Annotated in this window: 17 protein-coding genes and 1 pseudogene; 14 read left to right on the forward strand and 4 right to left on the reverse strand. The window is 69.5% G+C overall.

The annotated features are described in order from the left end of the window. Positions 1-2: 2 nt before the first annotated feature. On the reverse strand, positions 3-365 hold the full coding sequence (locus RM423_RS02415) for a chorismate mutase (RefSeq protein WP_311421393.1): 363 nt from the start codon (positions 363-365) through the stop codon (positions 3-5). Positions 366-654: 289 nt separating this feature from the next. On the opposite strand from RM423_RS02415, the gene pcrA reads away from it, so the two are divergent. Beyond that, positions 655-3,045, forward strand: coding sequence for a DNA helicase PcrA (gene pcrA / locus RM423_RS02420; RefSeq protein ID WP_311421394.1), 2,391 nt, complete (start codon positions 655-657; stop codon positions 3,043-3,045). Between the two features lie 16 nt (positions 3,046-3,061). Here pcrA and RM423_RS02425 read toward each other — a convergent pair whose 3' ends face one another. The 3 genes from RM423_RS02425 to RM423_RS02435 all read right to left on the reverse strand — a co-directional run bounded on the left by RM423_RS02425 (position 3,062) and on the right by RM423_RS02435 (position 6,758). Further along, positions 3,062-4,522, reverse strand: a complete 1,461-nt coding sequence (locus RM423_RS02425; RefSeq protein WP_311421395.1) for a DUF2079 domain-containing protein — start codon at positions 4,520-4,522, stop codon at positions 3,062-3,064. A 7-nt stretch (positions 4,523-4,529) separates the two neighbouring features. Further along, positions 4,530-5,795: a glycosyltransferase family 87 protein gene (locus RM423_RS02430; RefSeq protein ID WP_311421396.1), complete on the reverse strand. Its 1,266-nt coding sequence runs from the start codon at positions 5,793-5,795 to the stop codon at positions 4,530-4,532. An 81-nt stretch (positions 5,796-5,876) separates the two neighbouring features. Continuing rightward, positions 5,877-6,758: an alpha/beta fold hydrolase gene (locus tag RM423_RS02435; RefSeq protein ID WP_311421397.1), complete on the reverse strand. Its 882-nt coding sequence runs from the start codon at positions 6,756-6,758 to the stop codon at positions 5,877-5,879. Positions 6,759-6,981: 223 nt separating this feature from the next. On the opposite strand from RM423_RS02435, the gene sucC reads away from it, so the two are divergent. The 13 genes and pseudogenes from sucC (at position 6,982) to RM423_RS02500 (ending at position 17,659) form a co-directional block, all read left to right on the forward strand. Further along, a complete protein-coding gene (gene sucC / locus RM423_RS02440) occupies positions 6,982-8,169 on the forward strand; it encodes an ADP-forming succinate--CoA ligase subunit beta (protein WP_311421398.1) in 1,188 nt (395 codons plus the stop codon). 3 nt (positions 8,170-8,172) lie between these two features. Next, positions 8,173-9,057 (forward strand): succinate--CoA ligase subunit alpha, encoded by an 885-nt coding sequence (gene sucD / locus RM423_RS02445; RefSeq protein ID WP_311421399.1) that lies wholly within the window; start codon positions 8,173-8,175, stop codon positions 9,055-9,057. 9 nt (positions 9,058-9,066) lie between these two features. Further along, positions 9,067-9,708, forward strand: coding sequence for a hypothetical protein (locus tag RM423_RS02450; protein WP_311421400.1), 642 nt, complete (start codon positions 9,067-9,069; stop codon positions 9,706-9,708). Positions 9,709-9,766: 58 nt separating this feature from the next. After that, positions 9,767-10,999 (forward strand): cell division protein PerM, encoded by a 1,233-nt coding sequence (locus RM423_RS02455; protein ID WP_311421401.1) that lies wholly within the window; start codon positions 9,767-9,769, stop codon positions 10,997-10,999. A gap of 32 nt (positions 11,000-11,031) precedes the next feature. Next, positions 11,032-11,598: a phosphoribosylglycinamide formyltransferase gene (gene purN, locus RM423_RS02460; RefSeq protein ID WP_311421402.1), complete on the forward strand. Its 567-nt coding sequence runs from the start codon at positions 11,032-11,034 to the stop codon at positions 11,596-11,598. 43 nt (positions 11,599-11,641) lie between these two features. After that, positions 11,642-13,234, forward strand: a complete 1,593-nt coding sequence (gene purH, locus RM423_RS02465; RefSeq protein WP_311421403.1) for a bifunctional phosphoribosylaminoimidazolecarboxamide formyltransferase/IMP cyclohydrolase — start codon at positions 11,642-11,644, stop codon at positions 13,232-13,234. 8 nt (positions 13,235-13,242) lie between these two features. Next, on the forward strand, positions 13,243-13,881 hold the full coding sequence (locus RM423_RS02470) for a pentapeptide repeat-containing protein (protein ID WP_311421404.1): 639 nt from the start codon (positions 13,243-13,245) through the stop codon (positions 13,879-13,881). Position 13,882: 1 nt separating this feature from the next. Further along, positions 13,883-14,254, forward strand: a complete 372-nt coding sequence (locus tag RM423_RS02475; protein ID WP_311421405.1) for a DUF1622 domain-containing protein — start codon at positions 13,883-13,885, stop codon at positions 14,252-14,254. 28 nt (positions 14,255-14,282) lie between these two features. After that, the gene (locus RM423_RS02480; protein ID WP_311421406.1) at positions 14,283-15,128 is read left to right on the forward strand and encodes a bifunctional methylenetetrahydrofolate dehydrogenase/methenyltetrahydrofolate cyclohydrolase; all 846 of its coding nucleotides are present in this window, start codon (positions 14,283-14,285) and stop codon (positions 15,126-15,128) included. 10 nt (positions 15,129-15,138) lie between these two features. Beyond that, positions 15,139-15,423 (forward strand): DUF3017 domain-containing protein, encoded by a 285-nt coding sequence (locus RM423_RS02485; protein ID WP_311421407.1) that lies wholly within the window; start codon positions 15,139-15,141, stop codon positions 15,421-15,423. 29 nt (positions 15,424-15,452) lie between these two features. Continuing rightward, positions 15,453-16,442, forward strand: a complete 990-nt coding sequence (locus RM423_RS02490; RefSeq protein WP_311421408.1) for a malate dehydrogenase — start codon at positions 15,453-15,455, stop codon at positions 16,440-16,442. A gap of 145 nt (positions 16,443-16,587) precedes the next feature. Then, positions 16,588-17,314 (forward strand): annotated as a pseudogene (locus RM423_RS02495) (Rv2018 family toxin-antitoxin system antitoxin). A gap of 108 nt (positions 17,315-17,422) precedes the next feature. Beyond that, on the forward strand, positions 17,423-17,659 hold the full coding sequence (locus RM423_RS02500; RefSeq protein WP_396327562.1) for a PIN-like domain-containing protein: 237 nt from the start codon (positions 17,423-17,425) through the stop codon (positions 17,657-17,659). The last annotated feature ends 129 nt before the right edge of the window (positions 17,660-17,788 follow it).

The raw sequence follows: 17,788 nt of genomic DNA on the forward strand, positions 1-17,788 counted from the left end.
GCCTAGTGAGCGCCGCGGCAGACCCGCAGGACGGCGTCGGCCAGGGCCGGCCCGCCGGTGCCGAGGCTGGCACGGTAGTGGTCGTGGATGGCGCGCTCGCGGCCGAGTTCGACGCGGGTGCCGCCGGCGTTCATGCGAGCGGCCTGAATGCGGCGGGAGAGAGCCGCCCGCTCGTTGACCAGCCGGCTGATCGCCTCGTCGAGGGCGTCGATCTGACCGCGCAGGGTGTCGACGGCGCCTGGATCGTCCACGATCGTGGTGGTGGGATCGACGCTTGGCGCGCTGGCTGCGCTGGCTGCGCTGGTGGGGGTGAGTGGGTTGCTTGCGGTGACTGGGCTGCTTGCGGTGACTGGGCTGTTCGTCATGAGGGGCTTCCTGTCCGGTCGAGCGTGCTGGTGGCGGGCCGCTCGAGCTCGGGAACGCAAAACGCCCCGGGCTCATGCGGCCCAGGGCGTTATCGGCTGTATTGGCTGTGTCAGCTCAACCGAACGCTATGGGCACCGCATAGCGGTACCCATAGAAAAAGGAACGTCCGGTGATCTGCACCGGCCTACCTTGGCACGACTGTCCCGGATCGGGCAACCGCCGTCCCGGTAGGTGGTACGGCAAGCGGTGCGGCGGAACTGTCGGAGTGTGGTCGTAGGCTGTTCTTCGATGAGTGCCGAACCCGCCCCATGGTCCGCGACCAGCCTTGACGATCGTCGCGCCCCTGCTGTGCCCGCTGAAGATCCCCAATCGCGTACCGAGGCGCTGCTGGCGGGGCTGAACCCCCAGCAGCGTGCCGCTGTCGCGCACCGCGGGTCGCCGCTGCTGATCGTGGCGGGCGCCGGTTCCGGCAAGACCCGGGTGCTCACCCAGCGGATCGGGTACCTGCTGGCGGCCCGGGGTGCCAAGCCGTCCGACATTCTCGCTATCACCTTCACCAACAAGGCCGCCGGTGAGATGAAGCAGCGGGTCGCCGACCTGATCGGCCCGCGCGCGAACGTCATGTGGGTGTCGACGTTCCACTCGATGTGCGTCCGGATCCTACGGGCGCAGGCCAAGCACATCGGCATGCGGCAGTCCTTCACGATCTATGACGCCGACGATGCCCGCCGGCTGGTCACAATGGTGGTGCGTGAGCTCAATCTCGACCCGAAGCGCTATCCACCGCGGTCGCTGTCCGTGCAGATCTCCAACCTGAAGAACGAGCTGGTCGGACCGGCCGAGTTCGCCGAGCGGGCGACCGGCGCGCAAGAGAAGGTGATCAGCGAGGTGTACGAGCGTTACCAGCACCGGCTCACCGAGTCCCAAGCGCTCGACTTCGACGACCTGATCATGACCACGGTGCGGTTGCTGCAGACGCAGCCGGACGTCGCCGAGCACTACCGCCGGCGATTCCGCCACGTGCTGGTCGACGAATACCAGGACACCAACCACGCTCAGTACGTCCTGGTCGCAGAGCTGTCCAAAGGCATCGAGCGGGGAGCTGGCGACACAGCGGGTACCGGCGCTCTGCCGCCCGCTGAACTGTGCGTGGTCGGTGACGCGGACCAGTCGATCTATGCCTTCCGTGGCGCGACCATCCGCAACATCGACGAGTTCGAGCGCGACTATCCCGACGCCACCACGATCCTGCTGGAGCAGAACTACCGGTCCACCCAGACGATCCTGGGCGCCGCCAATGCGGTCATCGCCCGCAACCCGGACCGGCGCCCGAAGAACCTCTGGTCCGAAGCCGGCGACGGTGAGCGGATCGAGGGTTTCGTCGCTGAGAACGAGCACGACGAGGCCCGGTGGGTGGCCGAGCGCATCGACGAACTCACCGACGCGGGCCTGGCCACACCGTCGGACGTCGCCGTGTTCTACCGCACCAACGCGCAATCGCGAGTGTTCGAGGACATCTTCATCCGGCTCGGCCTGCCGTACAAGGTCGTCGGCGGCGTCCGGTTCTACGAGCGCAGAGAGGTTCGGGACCTGCTCGCGTACCTGCGGGTCATCGCCAACCCGTCCGACCTGGTCAGCTTGCGGCGGATCCTCAACACTCCCCGTCGCGGCATCGGGGACCGAGCCGAGATGTTCGTCGAGACCTATGCCGAGCGTGAGCGAATCCCGTTCGCCGAGGCGCTGATCCGAGCCGACAACATCATCGGCCTGGCGCCCCGGTCGGCCAATGCCATCGCCGGATTCGTCAAGCTGCTGGGGGAGTTGCGCGAGATCGCCGCCAGCCCCGAGCACGGGTCGCCGAGCAACATCCTGGACGAAACCCTCAGCCGGACGGGCTACCTCAAGGAGCTCGAGGCGAGCGCCGACCCCCAGGACGAGGGCCGGGTGGACAACCTGCGCGAGCTCGTCAGCGTCGCGGCGGAGTTCGAGGAACAGCGGGCGCAGCTTGACGAGCCGGCCGACCTCAATGCCTTTCTGGAGCACGTGTCCCTGGTCGCCGACGCCGACTCGATTCCGGACCGGAGCGGTGGCGTGGTCACCCTGATGACACTGCACACCGCCAAGGGACTGGAGTTTCCGGTGGTGTTCCTGACCGGCATGGAAGACGGCATCTTTCCGCACCAGCGCACCTTCGGCGAGCCGTCCGAGCTGGCCGAGGAGCGCCGGCTGGCCTACGTCGGCATCACCCGCGCCCGGCAACGGCTGTACCTCAGCCGGGCGGTGGCCCGGTCGGCGTGGGGCCAGCCGGCGTTCAATCCCCCGTCCCGGTTCCTCGACGAGGTGCCCGTCGAGCACACCCACTGGAGCGGCGCGATCAACCGGCAGCCGTTCGTCGGCTATCCCGAGGACGCCTCGTCCGGGCAATACTCCGACCACGGCTACCGGGCGAAGCCGCGGCCGGGCAAGAGCGGCAGCCCCTCGCTGTCCTTCGGATCCGGCAAGAACGTGAAACCGGGGATCAGCCTCGAAGTCGGCGACCGGGTGAACCACGACGGGTTCGGCATGGGGACCGTGGTGGCGACGCGCGGCGCCGCCGAGAAGGCTCAGGCCGAGGTGGACTTCGGAGCACTGGGCAGCAAGTGGCTGGTGCTGCGGTTCGCGCCGCTGGAAAAACTCTGACCCGCGGCCTACCCGGTTACGGATTGCATCCCGGAGTGGGACCCGCGTAGTCGGGAGAGCGCAGCACGATGAGGTCGCCCTGGGTGAAGACCGGCACGTAGCCCTTCGCCCGGACGTCGGCGAGCACCGCCTGCGGAGTCGGCAGCTGGAAGCCCACGTCCGCCTGCGACATGTCCAGCGCCACGAAGTCCGTCCGGGGCGTCGACACATCCGGCAGCGTCACCCGGTCGCGGTTGGTCAGGTGTGCCGCCAACCGGTCGTCCACCGAGACGCACACCCCGCTGGGCAGCTGCGCCACGGCAGCGCGCTGGTCGCGCAGGTGCTGGCTGACGCGCCAGGCCTCGCCGGTGGCCATTCGCCGGAACACCATCGGCGTCGGGTTCGGCACCACGCTGATCAGCACCGCGACGGCGACCAGGTAGCCGATCAGCACCCGTCTCGGCACCGGCCGCGACCAGATCCGGAGCCTGCCGCCGCCGTCGATCATGGCCAGCACCAGGACGACCCAGGGCAGCGCGTTGTAGTGGAAGTGCGTCGTCCACACGTGGTCGCGCGAGTTGAAGAAGCGTTCGGCGAGCAGTGGAAACGCGATCAGGGCATAGCGCGACCGCAGCGGGAGCAGCGCCAGCGGCACGAGGAAGAACCCGAGCGTTTCTGCCTTGATCGACGGCGTGACGAACAGCCGGACGGTGCGGAGTGGGTGCGCCACGATGTTGACCAGCGCGTGCGGCAGGTCCTGGCCCAGGGCGTCGAAGGTCCAGTACGCGAACTGCCCGTTCGGCGCGAAGGCGGGAATGACCAGCGCGGTGACGAGGAAGTAGCCGACCGCCCCAGTGCCGACCAACCAGAGCGCGGTGCGCCGGGGCCGATGCAGCAACCGCAGCAGGCCGATCACCACCACGATCACGCCCATGTCCTCGCGCACCAGCATCAGCAGGCCGGCCGAGATCAGCAGCGCTCGGTCGTCCCGGCGATCCAGTGCGTCGATGGTCGCGGCGAGAATCGGCACGCCCCACGCCACCTCGTGAAAGTCGAAGTCCACCATCGCCTGGAGTGCCCAGCCGGTTCCGTAGACCGCGGCCACCGCCAGGGCAGCGCCCAAACCCATCCGGCGGCGGGCGAAGGCATACACGAACGGCACCGAGGCGGCGATCAGTCCCGACTGCACGACGAGCAACGTCGCCGGGCTGTCGAACACCCAGTACAGCGGCGCGGCGAGGGCGATGATGGGGTGAAAGTGGTCGGCGAAGATGTTGTAGCCCGCGCCCTTGAGCGTCACGATCGGCGCGTGGAAGTGCGCGTACTCCCGCACCGCCTGGTCGAAGATGCCCAGGTCGTAGCCCGCCGTCAGGTACGTGACCTGGCGGGCGAGCGCGTACACCGAGTAGACCGCGAACAGCGCCAGGCTGAGCAGCGTGATCGGCCGGTTCGCCGCAACCCGAGCGGCCCGGAGCGCGGCCCCGAGCTGGGCGATCACAGCACTGTCACGCGCGGGCCGTCTGCTTCCAGACCTGCCGGACGGCGAACCAGGTCAGCCATACCAACAGCGCGTTGCGCGCGGCGAGATCCAGCGTCACCAGCGGCATCAGCGAATGCGTCTTGAGCAGGGCGTTGTAGCCGACCGGAAACACCAGCTGGGTGGCGATGGCGGTGACCAGCAGCACCCGGCCGAAGGTCCGCACCGACCGGTTGGCGGGGGCCCGCACCGCCAGCGCGGCGACCGGGCCGCCGAGCCACAGCAGGTACTGCGGGCTGAGCGTCTTGTTCGTCACCGTGACGACCAGCGCGGTTGCCAGAAACAGCCAACCGAGGGTCTCGGCACTGGGAGACACCTTGAGCGCGCGCCACCAGAGGGTGACCAGCAGCACGCCGCCGAGCACGGTGAGCACGGTCGTCAGCTGGCTCATCAGGTGCACCCCGGCGCCGAAGATCTCGAACGCCTTGAACTGGGAGATGTGGACGTCCCAGGTGCCGACCGGATGCACCATGCGGGCCAGCATCAACGGCGTCGCGGCCACCGACTCGATCTGCAATCCCCGGGCGGACTGCCAGTGCAGCGGCGACAGCGTGCGGCTCACCCCACCGATGATCAGGGCCAGAACGCCGATGACGATGCCGGTACTGAGGAATCCCGTCAGCACCTGCCGCCGTTCACTGCGCCGGATCAGGAACGTCGGCAGCATGACCGCCGGCCACAGCTTCAGCGCCGCGCCGAAGGCGGTCAGCGCGCCGGCCAGGGCCGGTCTGCGTACCGCGACCAGCACGGCGCCACCGGCAAGCACGGCGGGCACCAGGTCGAAGCGGAAGTACGCCAGCGGTCCCATTGCCGGAACGAACCACAGCCACAGGTTGGTGGAGTCACCGCGGTGGCGGCCATCGGCGCGCCAGAGGACGGCGGTGAACGCCGCGTCGACGATCAGCATGGACAGTGCGAACAGGATGGTGAACGCGACCTGGTTCAGAAAACCCAGCAGGAATTGCGGCAGGATCACCAGGAACACGGGCAACGGGTACTCCTGCAGGGTGTTGCGCAGGGTTCCGCCCTGCAGGAGCTGGTGCATGCTGCGCGCGTAGTAGGTGACGTCCCCGGTAACCTCGCTCTCGTGCGCGAACACCATGATCGACAGGGTCAGCGCCCGGGAGAGCAGCCATCGCAGGGCGATCGCGGAACGGCCCTCGGCAATGATCGCGTCCGGCAGGTCGAGGGACACGAGCGCCCGCCGCTGCTTCGGCGCGATCGCGGTCGTCATGGTCCGGTTCCCCCTCCGATCGGCTCATCCGGCGATGACCCGCGCGGTCCAGTATCGCTGATCGGGTTGGCGGGTCGGGTGTTACGGGTTGCACGCGCCGATGTCGGCGTGAAGAGCGGTCGCGTCCCGTACCACCGAGGCGCTCAGGGCACCCGCCACGGTGTGCATGACGGTGCTGTTCACCAGCAGGGCCAGGTGCCCGACGCCGTGCACCCGCAGCCGGGTGACGGTGAGGTCGGGATGATCCAGCCTGGCGCTGCGGTTGGGCACCACCACCTCGTCCCGGTCGGAGTAGATCGCCACGAAGCGGGTGCCGCAGTCGGCCGGTCCCGCCAGCTCGCGCATCAGCTCCGAGCCCGGGCGCAACTGCCGGGCCACCGGCAGCGGTGCTATCCGGGCCAGCTGGGTGCCGGCGTGCGGAGAGCCGAGGGTCACCAGGGTGTTCACCCGGGCGTCGCCGCCCAGGCACTGCACGTAATACCGGGCGATCAAGCCGCCAAGCGAGTGACCGACGAGGAACAGCTGCTCGTACCCGGTCTGCGCGCAGAGCCGCTCCACGTGCCGGGCAAGGTCGGCGGCCGCCTTGCGGACGTCCGAGGTGAGCGGCGAGTAGTTGACGGTGGTGATCCGGCCGTAGCCCCGGCGACGCAGGGTGCGGCGCAGGATCGCGAAGGCCGACCGGTTGTCGCCGATGCCGTGCACCAGCACAACCGGGGTGCCGGCAGCCGCGATGTCGCCCAGGAGAAGGCCGCGGGTCAGCGGTGAGAGCGTGTCGGTGCGGTAGCGCGGGTCCTCCATCTCGCCTTGCTCGGCGAGCAGCCCGACCGGATAGGTGATCGCGTGCGCCGCGAGCCAGGTGAGCTCCTGCCCCGCGGAGAGCGCACCTTCCAGCAACGCCGCGGGGGCCCGCCGGAGCAGCCCGGGAGCGGAGCCGATCCAGGCCCGCGAAGGGGCTGTGCTCACAGCTGCGGGGCCTCCTCGCGGCCGTCCGATGTTGGCCGTTCGATCTTGAGGCGTTCACTGTGTCACAGAGCTTGTCGCCTCGCCTTGGCGGACTTGTCACACATCACGTCTGAGGTGTCTAGGGCGCCGGATGACCACGGGCTAGCCTGGGTCGGGCCGCTGAGAACCGGTGGCCACTGCCGCGAGGCAGGATCACAGGCACGTCAACAGGACGGAAGAACTCGTGGATCTGTTCGAGTACCAGGCGAAGCAACTTTTCGCCGCTCACGGCGTACCGGTCGGTCTGGGCGAGGTAGCGGACACTCCCGAGCAGGCCCGAGAGATCGCCGAGCGCATCGGTGGCGTCGTGGTGGTGAAGGCCCAGGTCAAGACCGGCGGGCGTGGCAAGGCCGGCGGAGTGAAGGTCGCCAAGACGCCCGCCGAGGCCGCCGAGGCCGCCCGCGCGATCCTGGGCATGGACATCAAGGGCCACACCGTGCACCGCGTGCTCGTCGATCCGGGCGCCCAGATCGAAGAGGAGTACTACTTCTCCTTCCTGCTCGACCGGTCCAACCGCACTTTCCTCGCGATGGCCTCCGCCGAGGGCGGCATGGAGATCGAGCAGCTGGCGGTCGAGCGTCCCGACGCTCTCGCCAAGGTGCCGGTCGATGCCACCGAGGGCGTCGATGTCGCCAAGGCCCGCGAGATCCTGACCCAGGCCAACTTCCCCGCCGACGTCCTGGACGAGAGCGCCGAACTGGTCGCCAAGCTCTGGGACGTCTTCGTTCAGCAGGACGCCACCCTGGTCGAGATCAACCCGCTGGCCCGGGTGTCCGGTGGATCGGGCGCCACCGTGCTCGCCCTGGACGGCAAGGTGTCCCTGGACGAGAACGCCGACTTCCGGCAGGCCGGCAACGCCGACCTCGAGGACGTCGCGGCCGCGGACCCGCTCGAGGCCAAGGCCAAGGAGAAGCACCTCAACTACGTCAAGCTCGACGGTGAGGTCGGAATCATCGGCAACGGCGCGGGCCTGGTGATGTCCACCCTGGACGTCGTCGCCTACGCCGGTGAGTCGCGTGGCGGCGTGAAGCCGGCCAACTTCCTCGACATCGGTGGTGGCGCCTCGGCCGAGGTGATGGCCAACGGGCTCGACATCATCCTCGGCGATCCTGCCGTGAAGTCGGTCTTCGTCAACGTCTTCGGCGGCATCACCTCGTGTGACGCCGTCGCCAACGGCATCGTGACCGCCCTCGGCATGCTCGGCGCGGCAGCCACCAAGCCGCTGGTCGTCCGCCTCGACGGCAACAACGTCGAGGAGGGACGCCGGATCCTCACCGAGGCGGCCCACCCGCTGGTCACCCTCGCCGACACCATGGACGACGGCGCCGCGAAGGCCGCCCAGCTCGCATCCGACGCCATCCAGGGAGCCTGACACATGGCAATCTTCCTCACCGCCGACTCCAAGGTCATCGTGCAGGGCATGACCGGGTCCGAGGGCATGAAGCACACCCGGCGAATGCTCGCCTCGGGAACCGCCATCGTCGGCGGCGTGAACCCGCGCAAGGCCGGCGAGTCGGTCGACGTGGACGGCACCGAGGTCCCGGTGTTCGGATCGGTGGCCGAGGCGATGGACAAGACCGGTGCGGACGTGTCGGTGCTGTTCGTCCCGCCGCCGTTCACCAAGGCCGCGATGGTCGAGGCGATCGACGCCGGGATCGGGCTGGCCGTGGTCATCACCGAGGGTGTGCCGGTGCACGACGCCACCGAGGCCTGGGCGTACAACGTCGCCAAGGGCGGGAAGACCCGGATCATCGGCCCGAACTGTCCCGGCCTGATCAGCCCCGGAAAGTCCAACGCGGGCATCATCCCGGCCAACATCACCGGTCCCGGCAAGATCGGGCTGGTGTCGAAGTCGGGCACCCTGACGTATCAGATGATGTTCGAGCTGCGCGATATCGGCTTCTCCACCGCCGTCGGCATCGGCGGTGACCCCGTCATCGGCACCACGCATATCGACTGCCTGCAGGCGTTCGAGGACGACCCCGACACCGCCGCGATCGTGATGATCGGTGAGATCGGCGGCGACGCCGAGGAGCGCGCGGCAGCCTACATCGCCGAGCACATCACCAAGCCGGTCGTCGGCTACGTCGCCGGGTTCACCGCGCCGGAGGGCAAGACGATGGGCCACGCCGGTGCGATCGTGTCCGGCTCGTCCGGCACCGCGGCGGCGAAGCAGGAGGCACTGGAAGCGGCGGGCGTCAAGGTCGGCAAGACTCCGAGCGAGGCGGCCCGGCTGATGCGCGAGGTATTGAGCGCCTAGATTCAGGGCATGAGTCAGCTCGGTCAGCTTCCCGCCGGTGATGTGGTTCGCGCTCGACCGTGGGACGTGGTCGGTGCCGCCCTCGGCGTGCCGATGGTGCTCTGGGGCTTTCTGGCCTGGTTCGGCACCGTGGGGGACTCCGGTGGCGGCACACCCGGCTTCTTCTCGGGAACCGGCGCCACCGGGATCGCCCTGGTGCTCGCCGCGTCGGCGCTCACCCTGCACCAGATCCTCGAGGGACGCCCGCACAGCGCGGCGAGCCCGTCGGTAGCCGCATTCCTGGCCGCCTCCGCCTCGATCCTGATCCTCGGCGGCATGATCGCCAAGCCTGAGAGCTCCACCCTGGCAGCCGGCGCGGTGGCCGGCCTGCTGACCGCGCTCAGCCAGGGCGTGGTGCTGGTGCTCGGCTGGCTGCGAGGTAGCGGAAAGATCGTCAAGGCATCGAACATCCGGGCATTGGAGGCGCAACAGGCCGCCGCCGACCGGGCCGCGGCGCTGGCGGCGAATCGCCAGCAGTACGGGCAGCTGCCGTACGGCCAGCAGATCCCCGGCCAGCAGATCCCCGGCCAGCCGTTCGGGCAGCCGCCTTATGGCCAACCGTCTTATGGCCAACCGCCTTACCAGCAGGGGCAGTGGCCGCCGCCTCGATAACACCGGGTACGCGGCGCGCCTCGGAGCGGATGCGGCGGCGCTTTGCGAGCCTGAGGCGGTGAGCGACTCCGACGACTACCCGGCTGGCTGGCTGACCCAGTTCCGCCGCGGCGTGGGCTGGGGGATCGGCGTGCTCCTCATGGCGGTCGGGCTGTGCGCGCTCCCGTCGTTCGCGGTGTGGTTCACCCCCGGCACCGAAACCGCGCCGGCCCTGTCCGCGGTGCGGGCCGCGGCCCTGATCGCGCTGTCGGGCCTGCACGGTGGGATGGTTCTCAACGGCAGTCACACCACGTTGTCCCCGTTGCTGGTCACCCTGCTGCTCGGCTGGTTGGTCGCCACGTATGGCCGCCGGACGGAAAGCTGGTCCGCCTTCGCCGGGATGGTCACCGGCTTCACCGTCGCGGCCGGCCTGATCGCGCGCTGGTCCGGCATCGGATCGACCCATGCCCCGGCGCTGGCGAGCATGGTCGCCGCCCTGCTGTTCGCGCTCCTGATCGGCGGGGCCGCGCGGACGGCTGGGCAAACCTGGCAGCGGCTGTCCGGACGCTGGCACCGGGTGCTGCGGGCGACGGGTGGGGTGCTGGCGTGCTACGTCCTGGCGGGCGCTCTGCTCGCCGCGGCCGCGGTCGGCTCGCACCTGCCCGACGCGATCGCCCTGCAGCGCCACGCGGCCCCCGGCGCGGCCGGCCTGCCGGTGGCCCTGCTCGGCGTGGGCGCCGCCCCGAACGCGGTGCTCGCCGCCATCGGGTACCTGCTCGGCCCCGGATTCCAGGTCGGGTCCCACACCTCCGTGTCGGTGGTGTCGGTCAGCCACGGCACGCTGCCATTCTTCCCGCTCCTGGCCGGCCTGCCTTCCGGTGCCCCGGCCACAGCGCTCGGCGTGGTCCTCGTCCTGGCGCTCGCGCTGCTCGCGGGATGGGTGACCCTTCGGTTCGTGGGCTCCGGTGGGTCCTTGGTGCGCCGGCTGACGGACTGTGCCGCAGTGGCGGCGCTGAGTGCGGTGGTTCTCGCGGTGCTGTCCGTGCTGGCCGGGGGCGGCCTGGGTGACGGTTCGCTGCGTGCCGTCGGCCCGGTCTGGTGGGCCGTCGGGCTGTCGTGCCTGCTGGCTGTACTGTTCGGCTCCGGCAGCTGGCTGGCGGTCGACGTGGCGCGGGGCGAGTCCGTCCTGACGCCGCTGGCCGCGGTGCACTCCTTCGCCCGTGCCGGCACCCGGCGCGCCCGCGAGGAGTCTGGCGCCAGCTCCGGCAGCGAGAGCGGCAGTGCGTCCGGCAGTGCGCGCAACGTCAGTTAGCCGGCCGCGGCAGCACCAGTAGGGTTAGCGCCGTGACCGCACGGCTACTCGTCCTCGCTTCAGGCTTGGGGAGCACGCTGCAGGCGGTCCTCGACGCGGCTGCCGAACCGGGTTTCGGCGGCAGTGTGGTGGCGGCCGGAACCGACCGTCCGGGCTCGCCGGCGATGCGTCGGGCGGAGTCGGCGGGCGTCCCCACCTTCGCGGTGGCGCTGGCGGACCACCCGGACCGCGCCGCCTGGGATGCCGCCCTCGCCGACGCCCTCGCCGGCTACCGGCCGGATCTGGTCGTCCTGGCGGGATTCATGCGGGTGCTCGCCGCAGGCACGGTCACCCGTTTCGACATGGTCAACACCCATCCCTCGCTGCTGCCATCGTTTCCCGGCGCACACGCCATCGAAGACGCCCTGGCGCACGGCGTGAAGGTCACCGGCGTGACGGTGCACCGGGTCGACGCCGGTCTCGACTCCGGGCCGATCCTCGCCCAGGCCGCGGTGCCCGTCCTCGACGGCGACACCGCCGACACCCTTCGCGAGCGCATCCAGGCCATGGAGAAACCGCTGTTCATCGACACGATCCGCCAGCTGTGCGGCTCGATGTGATTCCGTTCGATGTGATCCCGTTCGATCTCGAGGAGTGCCAGAGATGACCCGTATCCCCGTCCGCCGCGCGCTGGTCAGCGTGTACGACAAGACCGGCCTGGAGGAACTGGCCCGGGGCCTGCACGAGTCCGGCGTCGAGATCGTCTCCACCGGCTCGACGGCCGGCTCCATTGCCGCGCTCGGCGTTCCGGTGACGCCGGTGGCCGAGGTGACGGGCTTTCCGGAGATCCTCGGTGGCCGGGTGAAGACGCTGCACCCGCACGTGCACGCGGGCCTGCTGGCCGACCAGGGCAACCCCGAACACGTCTCGACGGTGGACGAGCTCGGCATCGCGACGTTCCAGCTGGTGGTGGTCAACCTGTACCCGTTCCGTGAGACGGTCGCCTCGGGTGCGACGCCGGCCGAGATCGTGGAGCAGATCGACATCGGCGGCCCGGCCATGGTGCGGTCCTCGGCCAAGAACCACAACTCCGTGGCCATCGTGGTCGATCCGGGCAGCTATATCGAGGTGTTGCAGGCGGTGGCCGCCGGCGGTTTCGACCTGATCACGCGGCAGCGGCTGGCCGGACAGGCCTACGCGCACACCGCCGCCTACGACGCCGCGGTGGCGAACTGGTTCGGCCAGCAGGCCGTGCTCGCCGACGCCCAGGCCGCGGTGGGGATCGAAGGTGGCGAAAACACCACCTCGAACTGGCCGCCGTACGTCGGTGTCGCGCTGGAGCGCGCGGAGGTGCTGCGCTACGGCGAGAACCCGCACCAACGCGCGGCGCTGTACGTCCAGCAGGGCGCCGAGCCCGGTATCGCCCAGGCCGAGCAGGTGCACGGCAAGGCGATGAGCTTCAACAACTACGTGGACGGCGACGCCGCGTACCGGGCCGCGTTCGACTTCGACGAGCCCTGCGTGGCGATCATCAAGCATGCCAACCCGTGCGGGATCGCCACCGGGGCAGACGTCGCGCAGGCGCACGCCAAGGCACACGCCTGCGACCCGATCTCCGCCTTCGGCGGCGTCATCGCGGTGAACCGCCCGGTTACCCCGGCGATGGCCGAGCAGGTCGCCGACGTCTTCACCGAGGTGATCCTGGCCCCGGCCTTCGAACCCGCGGCGCTGGAGCTGCTCAGCACCAAGAAGAACCTGCGGCTGATGGTGGTGCGCGGCCCCCGTCCGCACGGGGCCGAGCAGCGGCCGATCTCGGGCGGGGTGCTGATGCAGGACGCCGACGCCCTGGATGCCCCCGGCGATGACCCGGGAAACTGGACGCTGGCCTGCGGCCAGGCCCTGCACGCCGGCGAGCTGGCCGAGCTGCGGTTCGCGTGGCGGGCGGTGCGGACGGTGAAATCCAACGCCATCCTGCTGGCCAAGGACTGCGCGTCCGTGGGTGTCGGCATGGGGCAGGTCAACCGGGTGGACTCCGCCAAGTTGGCGGTGGCGCGGGCCGGTGAGCGGGCGGCGGGCGCGTTCGCAGCCTCGGACGCGTTCTTCCCGTTCGCCGACGGGTTGCAGGTGCTGCTGGACGCCGGCGTCCGGGCGGTCGCGCAGCCCGGTGGCTCCATCCGCGATGCCGAGGTGGTGGCCGCCGCGGAAGCCGCGGGCGTGACCATGTACTTCACCGGCACCCGGCACTTCGCGCACTGACCGCCGTCGTGGTGATATCGGAACCACCGGAGTGGTTCGCGCGGCTGCTGGCCAGTGCGGACGAGATCGTCGGCGAGGACTTCGTCGACACGGATCTGCGGCAGCTCCGGATCGAACGCGCCTCCTTCACGAGCTGCCGGTTCGACGAGGCCTCGATGGACGAGGTGCAGACCGAGGCCTGCTCGTTCACCGACTGCAGTTTCGACCGCGCTGAGCTCGTCGGGTCAGCGCACCTGCGTACCGCGTTCGTGGCGTGCTCGTTCGACCGGGCGCGGCTGACCGGCGCCAGCCTGGTGGACTGCAAGCTGACCGGCTCGGTCTTCAACGACACGCCCCTGCGCTCGACGGTCATCGACGGCGGCGACTTCACCGCGGTGTCGCTGGGCGGAGCGGACCTGCGGGACCTGGACTTCTCCGACGTCAAGCTGGTGGACGCCAACGTGGTGGGCGCCAAGCTCGATCGCAGCGTGTTCAACCGGGCCGATCTGCGGGGGCTGCGATGCAACTCCGCGTCCTTCCGGGACGCCGACCTGCGCGGTGCCGTGATCGAGGGTCTGGACCCCCGGCAGGTCGACCTGACCGGTGCCCGGGTCGAGGTCGAGCAGGCTCTCGGCTTCGCGCAGTACTTCGGCCTGCGGATCGGCTGACATGACGTTTCTCGAGGTGGTCGAGACCGTCGGCAAGTGCATCGACGGAGCCGGGGTCGGGGTGATGGTCGTCGGCGCGCTCGCGGCGACGGTGGCCGCCGCGAACGGGGCGCGCCAGCACGGTCCGGACGTCTACCGCCGCTACCGCCAGCAACTGGGTCGATCGATCCTGCTGGGGCTGGAGCTGCTGGTGGCGGCCGACATCATCCGGACGGTCGCGGTGACCCCGACGGCCACCAGCGTCGCCGTGCTGGCGGGAATCGTGCTGATCAGGACGTTCCTGAGCTTCTCGCTGGAGCTGGAGATCACCGGACGCTGGCCGTGGCAGAAGCAGAAGCCGGATTCGCCGGGCGGTGCGTCCCCGGCGGATTAGCGCAGGCCCGGCTGGCAAGATGGCAGGGGTGACGGCGACGATTCTCGATGGCAAGGCCACCCTGGCGACGATCAAGGCCGAGTTGAAGCAGCGGGTCGCGGCGCTGGCCGACCGGGGCGTCGTGCCGGGGCTGGGCACCGTCCTGGTCGGGGACGATCCCGGCAGCAAGTGGTACGTCGCGGCCAAGCACAAGGACTGCGCCGAGATCGGTATCGCCAGCATCCAGCGCGAGCTTCCCGCCACCAGCACCCTGGACGAGGTCCAAGCCGTGGTGGCAGAGCTGAACTCCGACCCCGCGTGCACCGCCTTCCTGGTGCAGCAGCCGACCGGGCTGGACGAGTTCGAGATCCTGAGCCGGGTCCGCCCCGACAAGGACGTCGACGGCCTGCACCCGATCAACCTCGGCTCCCTGGTGCTCGGACGGCAGGCGCCGCTGCCCTGCACGCCGCTGGGCATCATCGAACTGCTGCGCCGCTATGACGTGCCGATCGCCGGAGCCCATGCCGTGGTCGTCGGCCGGGGCCTGACGGTGGGACGGCCGCTCGGACTGCTGCTGACCCGCCGCAGCGAGAACGCGACCGTCACCCTGTGCCACACCGGCACCCGCGACCTCGCCGCCCTGGTGCGCCAGGCCGACATCGTCGTTGCGGCGGCCGGCGTGCCGGATCTCATCACCGCCGACATGGTCAAGCCCGGCGCGGCCGTCCTGGATGTGGGTGTCAGCCGGGTCGAGGGCAAGATCGCCGGGGACGTCGCCAAGGACGTGGCCGAGGTGGCGGGGCACGTCGCGCCCAACCCGGGCGGCGTCGGGCCGATGACCCGGGCGATGCTGCTGAGCAATGTGGTCGCCGCCGCCGAGCGCCTGGCCGGTTAGGGCCGGAGGCATGGCGGCGTGGGTGCACAGCCGGGACCTGAAAGAGGCCCCGTTCGGCCTGGTGCTGCTCATCGAGCTCGGTGCGATGTTCTCGGTCATGGTGGCGCCGCAGCACTGGTTGCGCGCGGTGGGCGCGGTCACGGTCGGGATGGCGGCGGCCGGCTGCCTGCGGCTGGTGCTGAGCGACGAGCAGGCCGGCCTGCTGCGGGTCCGCCGCCGGCCCTTCGACGTCGCCTGTTACTGGAGTTTCGGCCTGCTGGCGATGGTGTTCGCGCTCTTACTGCCCCAGCGCTGAGATAACCGCCGCGCTGTAATCTGGCCGTTATGACGACTACCCCAGTTAATGTCACCGTGACCGGTGCTGCCGGTCAGATCGGCTACGGGCTCCTGTTCCGTATCGCGTCAGGCCAGCTGCTCGGCCCGGACGTCCCGCTGCGGCTCCGGCTGCTCGAGATTCCGCCGGCGCTGAAGGCGGCCGAGGGCACCGCGATGGAGCTCGACGACTGCGCGTTTGGCCTGCTGCGCGGCATCGACATCACCGATGACCCGCGCGTCGCCTTCGACGGCACGAACATCGCCCTGCTGGTCGGCGCCCGGCCGCGCACCGCCGGCATGGAGCGGGGCGACCTGCTCTCGGCCAACGGCGGTATCTTCAAGCCCCAGGGCGAGGCCATCAACGCCGTGGCGGCCGACGACGTGCGGGTGCTGGTCGTCGGAAACCCGGCGAACACCAACGCTCTGATCGCGGCCTCGCATGCCCCGGACGTTCCCCGGGACCGGTTCACCGCCATGATGCGGCTGGACCACAACCGGGCGATCAGCCAGCTGGCCAAGAAGACCGGTGCCGCGGTCGGCGACATCCGCCGGATGACGGTGTGGGGCAACCACTCCGCGAGCCAGTACCCCGACCTGGTGCACGCCGAGGTCGGTGGCGAGAACGCCGCTGAGCTGGTCGGCGACCAGGCCTGGATCGAGAACGAGTTCATCCCCACGGTCGCCAAGCGCGGCGCCGCGATCATCGAGGCCCGGGGCGCGAGTTCGGCGGCCTCGGCCGGCAGCGCGGCCATCGACCACGTCCATGACTGGGTGAACGGCACCCCCGAGGGCGACTGGGTTTCCGTCGGCATGGTGTCCGACGGCTCGTACGGCGTCCCCGAGGGCCTGATCGCCGGCTTCCCGGCAATGTCGAAGAACGGTGCCTGGCAGATCGTCCAGGGCCTGGAGATCGACGAGTTCTCCCGCGCCCGGATCGATGCTTCGGTGGCCGAGCTGGTGGGCGAGCGTGACGCGGTCAAGGAACTGGGCCTGATCTAGCGGTCTGTCCCATGGATCTCGCCCAGCTGCGTACGGAACCGCTCGGCACAGCGGTTCCGTACGGGCTCCGACACGGCGAGGCGGGGCGCATGGGCGCTCTGGGCGCACCTTAGTGTCAGACTCAGCTCAGCGAAGGGGGTAGATCATGACTGCGACAACAACGCAAGACAGCCGCTTCACGGTGCCGCTCTACACCCTGGGCGAAGCGTCGACCTACCTCAGAGTGTCGAGGCCGACCCTCACCACCTGGGCCGATGGCTATGAGCATCACCGCCACGATCGCCAGGTGGCTCGGACCGTCAAGGGTGCTCCGATCATTACCTCGATCACCCCGAGCCAGCGCGGCCATGCCCGGCTGCCGTTCGTGGGCATTGCTGAGGCCTACGTCCTCAACGCCTTCCGGAGAGCGGGCGTCCCGATGCAATGCATTCGACCGTCCATCGACTGGCTGTTGAAGGAAGTCGGCCCGCACGCTCTGGCCTCGAAAGACCTATACACCGACGGCGCCGAGGTGCTCTGGAACTTCGCCCAGAGATCGGGGGAGGGGAGCCCGGACGACGAGCTGGTCAAGCGTCTCATCGTGCCTCGATCGGGTCAGTACGTCTTCAAAGAGCTGGTCCAGCACTATCTCAAGCAGGTCAGCTTCGGGAAGGACAACTACGCCTCTCTGATCAGATTGGCCCCAATACCAACACGCCAATGTCGTGTTGGACCCCCGGCGCAGCTACGGTCAACCTGTCTTTGGCAATAGCGGCGTCAAGGTCGCTGATGCGCTGGGGCCGCTGATGGCGGGGGAGAGCTTCGATGCAGTCTCCGAGGACTACGGCGTGCCGGTGAGTGACCTGCGTGACGCACTCGACCTCAGCGCCTAAAGCGTCCGTACTGGCGGCTTTGCCGCACATCTTTGTCGATCGCAGCCTTGGAGCGGGGGTCTGCAGCTCCCTCGGCTACTCAGAGCGGCCGGCGTTGAACTCACGACCATGCGGGAGCACTACGGCGAGAAGCTAGGCCAGGCCGTCGAAGACCCCGACTGGATCAAGCTCACCGCCGAACGTGGTTGGATTGGCTTCCACAAGGATGCCGCGATTCGGCGCAACGACCTCGAAAGACAGTCGGTCAGGACTAACGAGGCTCGACTGTTCTGTATCCCGAGGGCTGACATCACTGCCAACGAGCTGGCCGAGCGGTATCTCGGCAACTTGACTGCGATCGCGTAGGTAGCTCAGGAGCCCGGGCCGTACATCTACGGGGTGTACCCCCACGAGATCAAGCCTCTGCCGCTCGACTAGCCCTCGGCCCAGCAAAATTCGTCTTCCCAGAACTCTCGGGCCGTGACGGTTGGGGCT

This window comes from Jatrophihabitans lederbergiae (assembly GCF_031845305.1).
GTDB classification, from domain to species: Bacteria; Actinomycetota; Actinomycetes; order Mycobacteriales; family Jatrophihabitantaceae; genus Jatrophihabitans_A; species Jatrophihabitans_A lederbergiae.

Excerpts from the sequence above, each read along its gene's own strand:
- RM423_RS02490 (WP_311421408.1), top strand. The coding sequence starts at position 15,453 with ATGACGACTACCCCAGTTAATGTCACCGTGACCGGTGCTGCCGGTCAG.
- RM423_RS02450 (WP_311421400.1), top strand. The coding sequence starts at position 9,067 with ATGAGTCAGCTCGGTCAGCTTCCCGCCGGTGATGTGGTTCGCGCTCGA.
- RM423_RS02500 (WP_396327562.1), top strand. The coding sequence starts at position 17,423 with ATGCGGGAGCACTACGGCGAGAAGCTAGGCCAGGCCGTCGAAGACCCC.
- RM423_RS02475 (WP_311421405.1), top strand. The coding sequence starts at position 13,883 with ATGACGTTTCTCGAGGTGGTCGAGACCGTCGGCAAGTGCATCGACGGA.
- RM423_RS02485 (WP_311421407.1), top strand. The coding sequence starts at position 15,139 with ATGGCGGCGTGGGTGCACAGCCGGGACCTGAAAGAGGCCCCGTTCGGC.
- purH (WP_311421403.1), top strand. The coding sequence starts at position 11,642 with ATGACCCGTATCCCCGTCCGCCGCGCGCTGGTCAGCGTGTACGACAAG.
- pcrA (WP_311421394.1), top strand. The coding sequence starts at position 655 with ATGAGTGCCGAACCCGCCCCATGGTCCGCGACCAGCCTTGACGATCGT.
- RM423_RS02430 (WP_311421396.1), bottom strand. The coding sequence starts at position 5,795 with ATGACGACCGCGATCGCGCCGAAGCAGCGGCGGGCGCTCGTGTCCCTC.
- RM423_RS02415 (WP_311421393.1), bottom strand. The coding sequence starts at position 365 with ATGACGAACAGCCCAGTCACCGCAAGCAGCCCAGTCACCGCAAGCAAC.
- sucD (WP_311421399.1), top strand. The coding sequence starts at position 8,173 with ATGGCAATCTTCCTCACCGCCGACTCCAAGGTCATCGTGCAGGGCATG.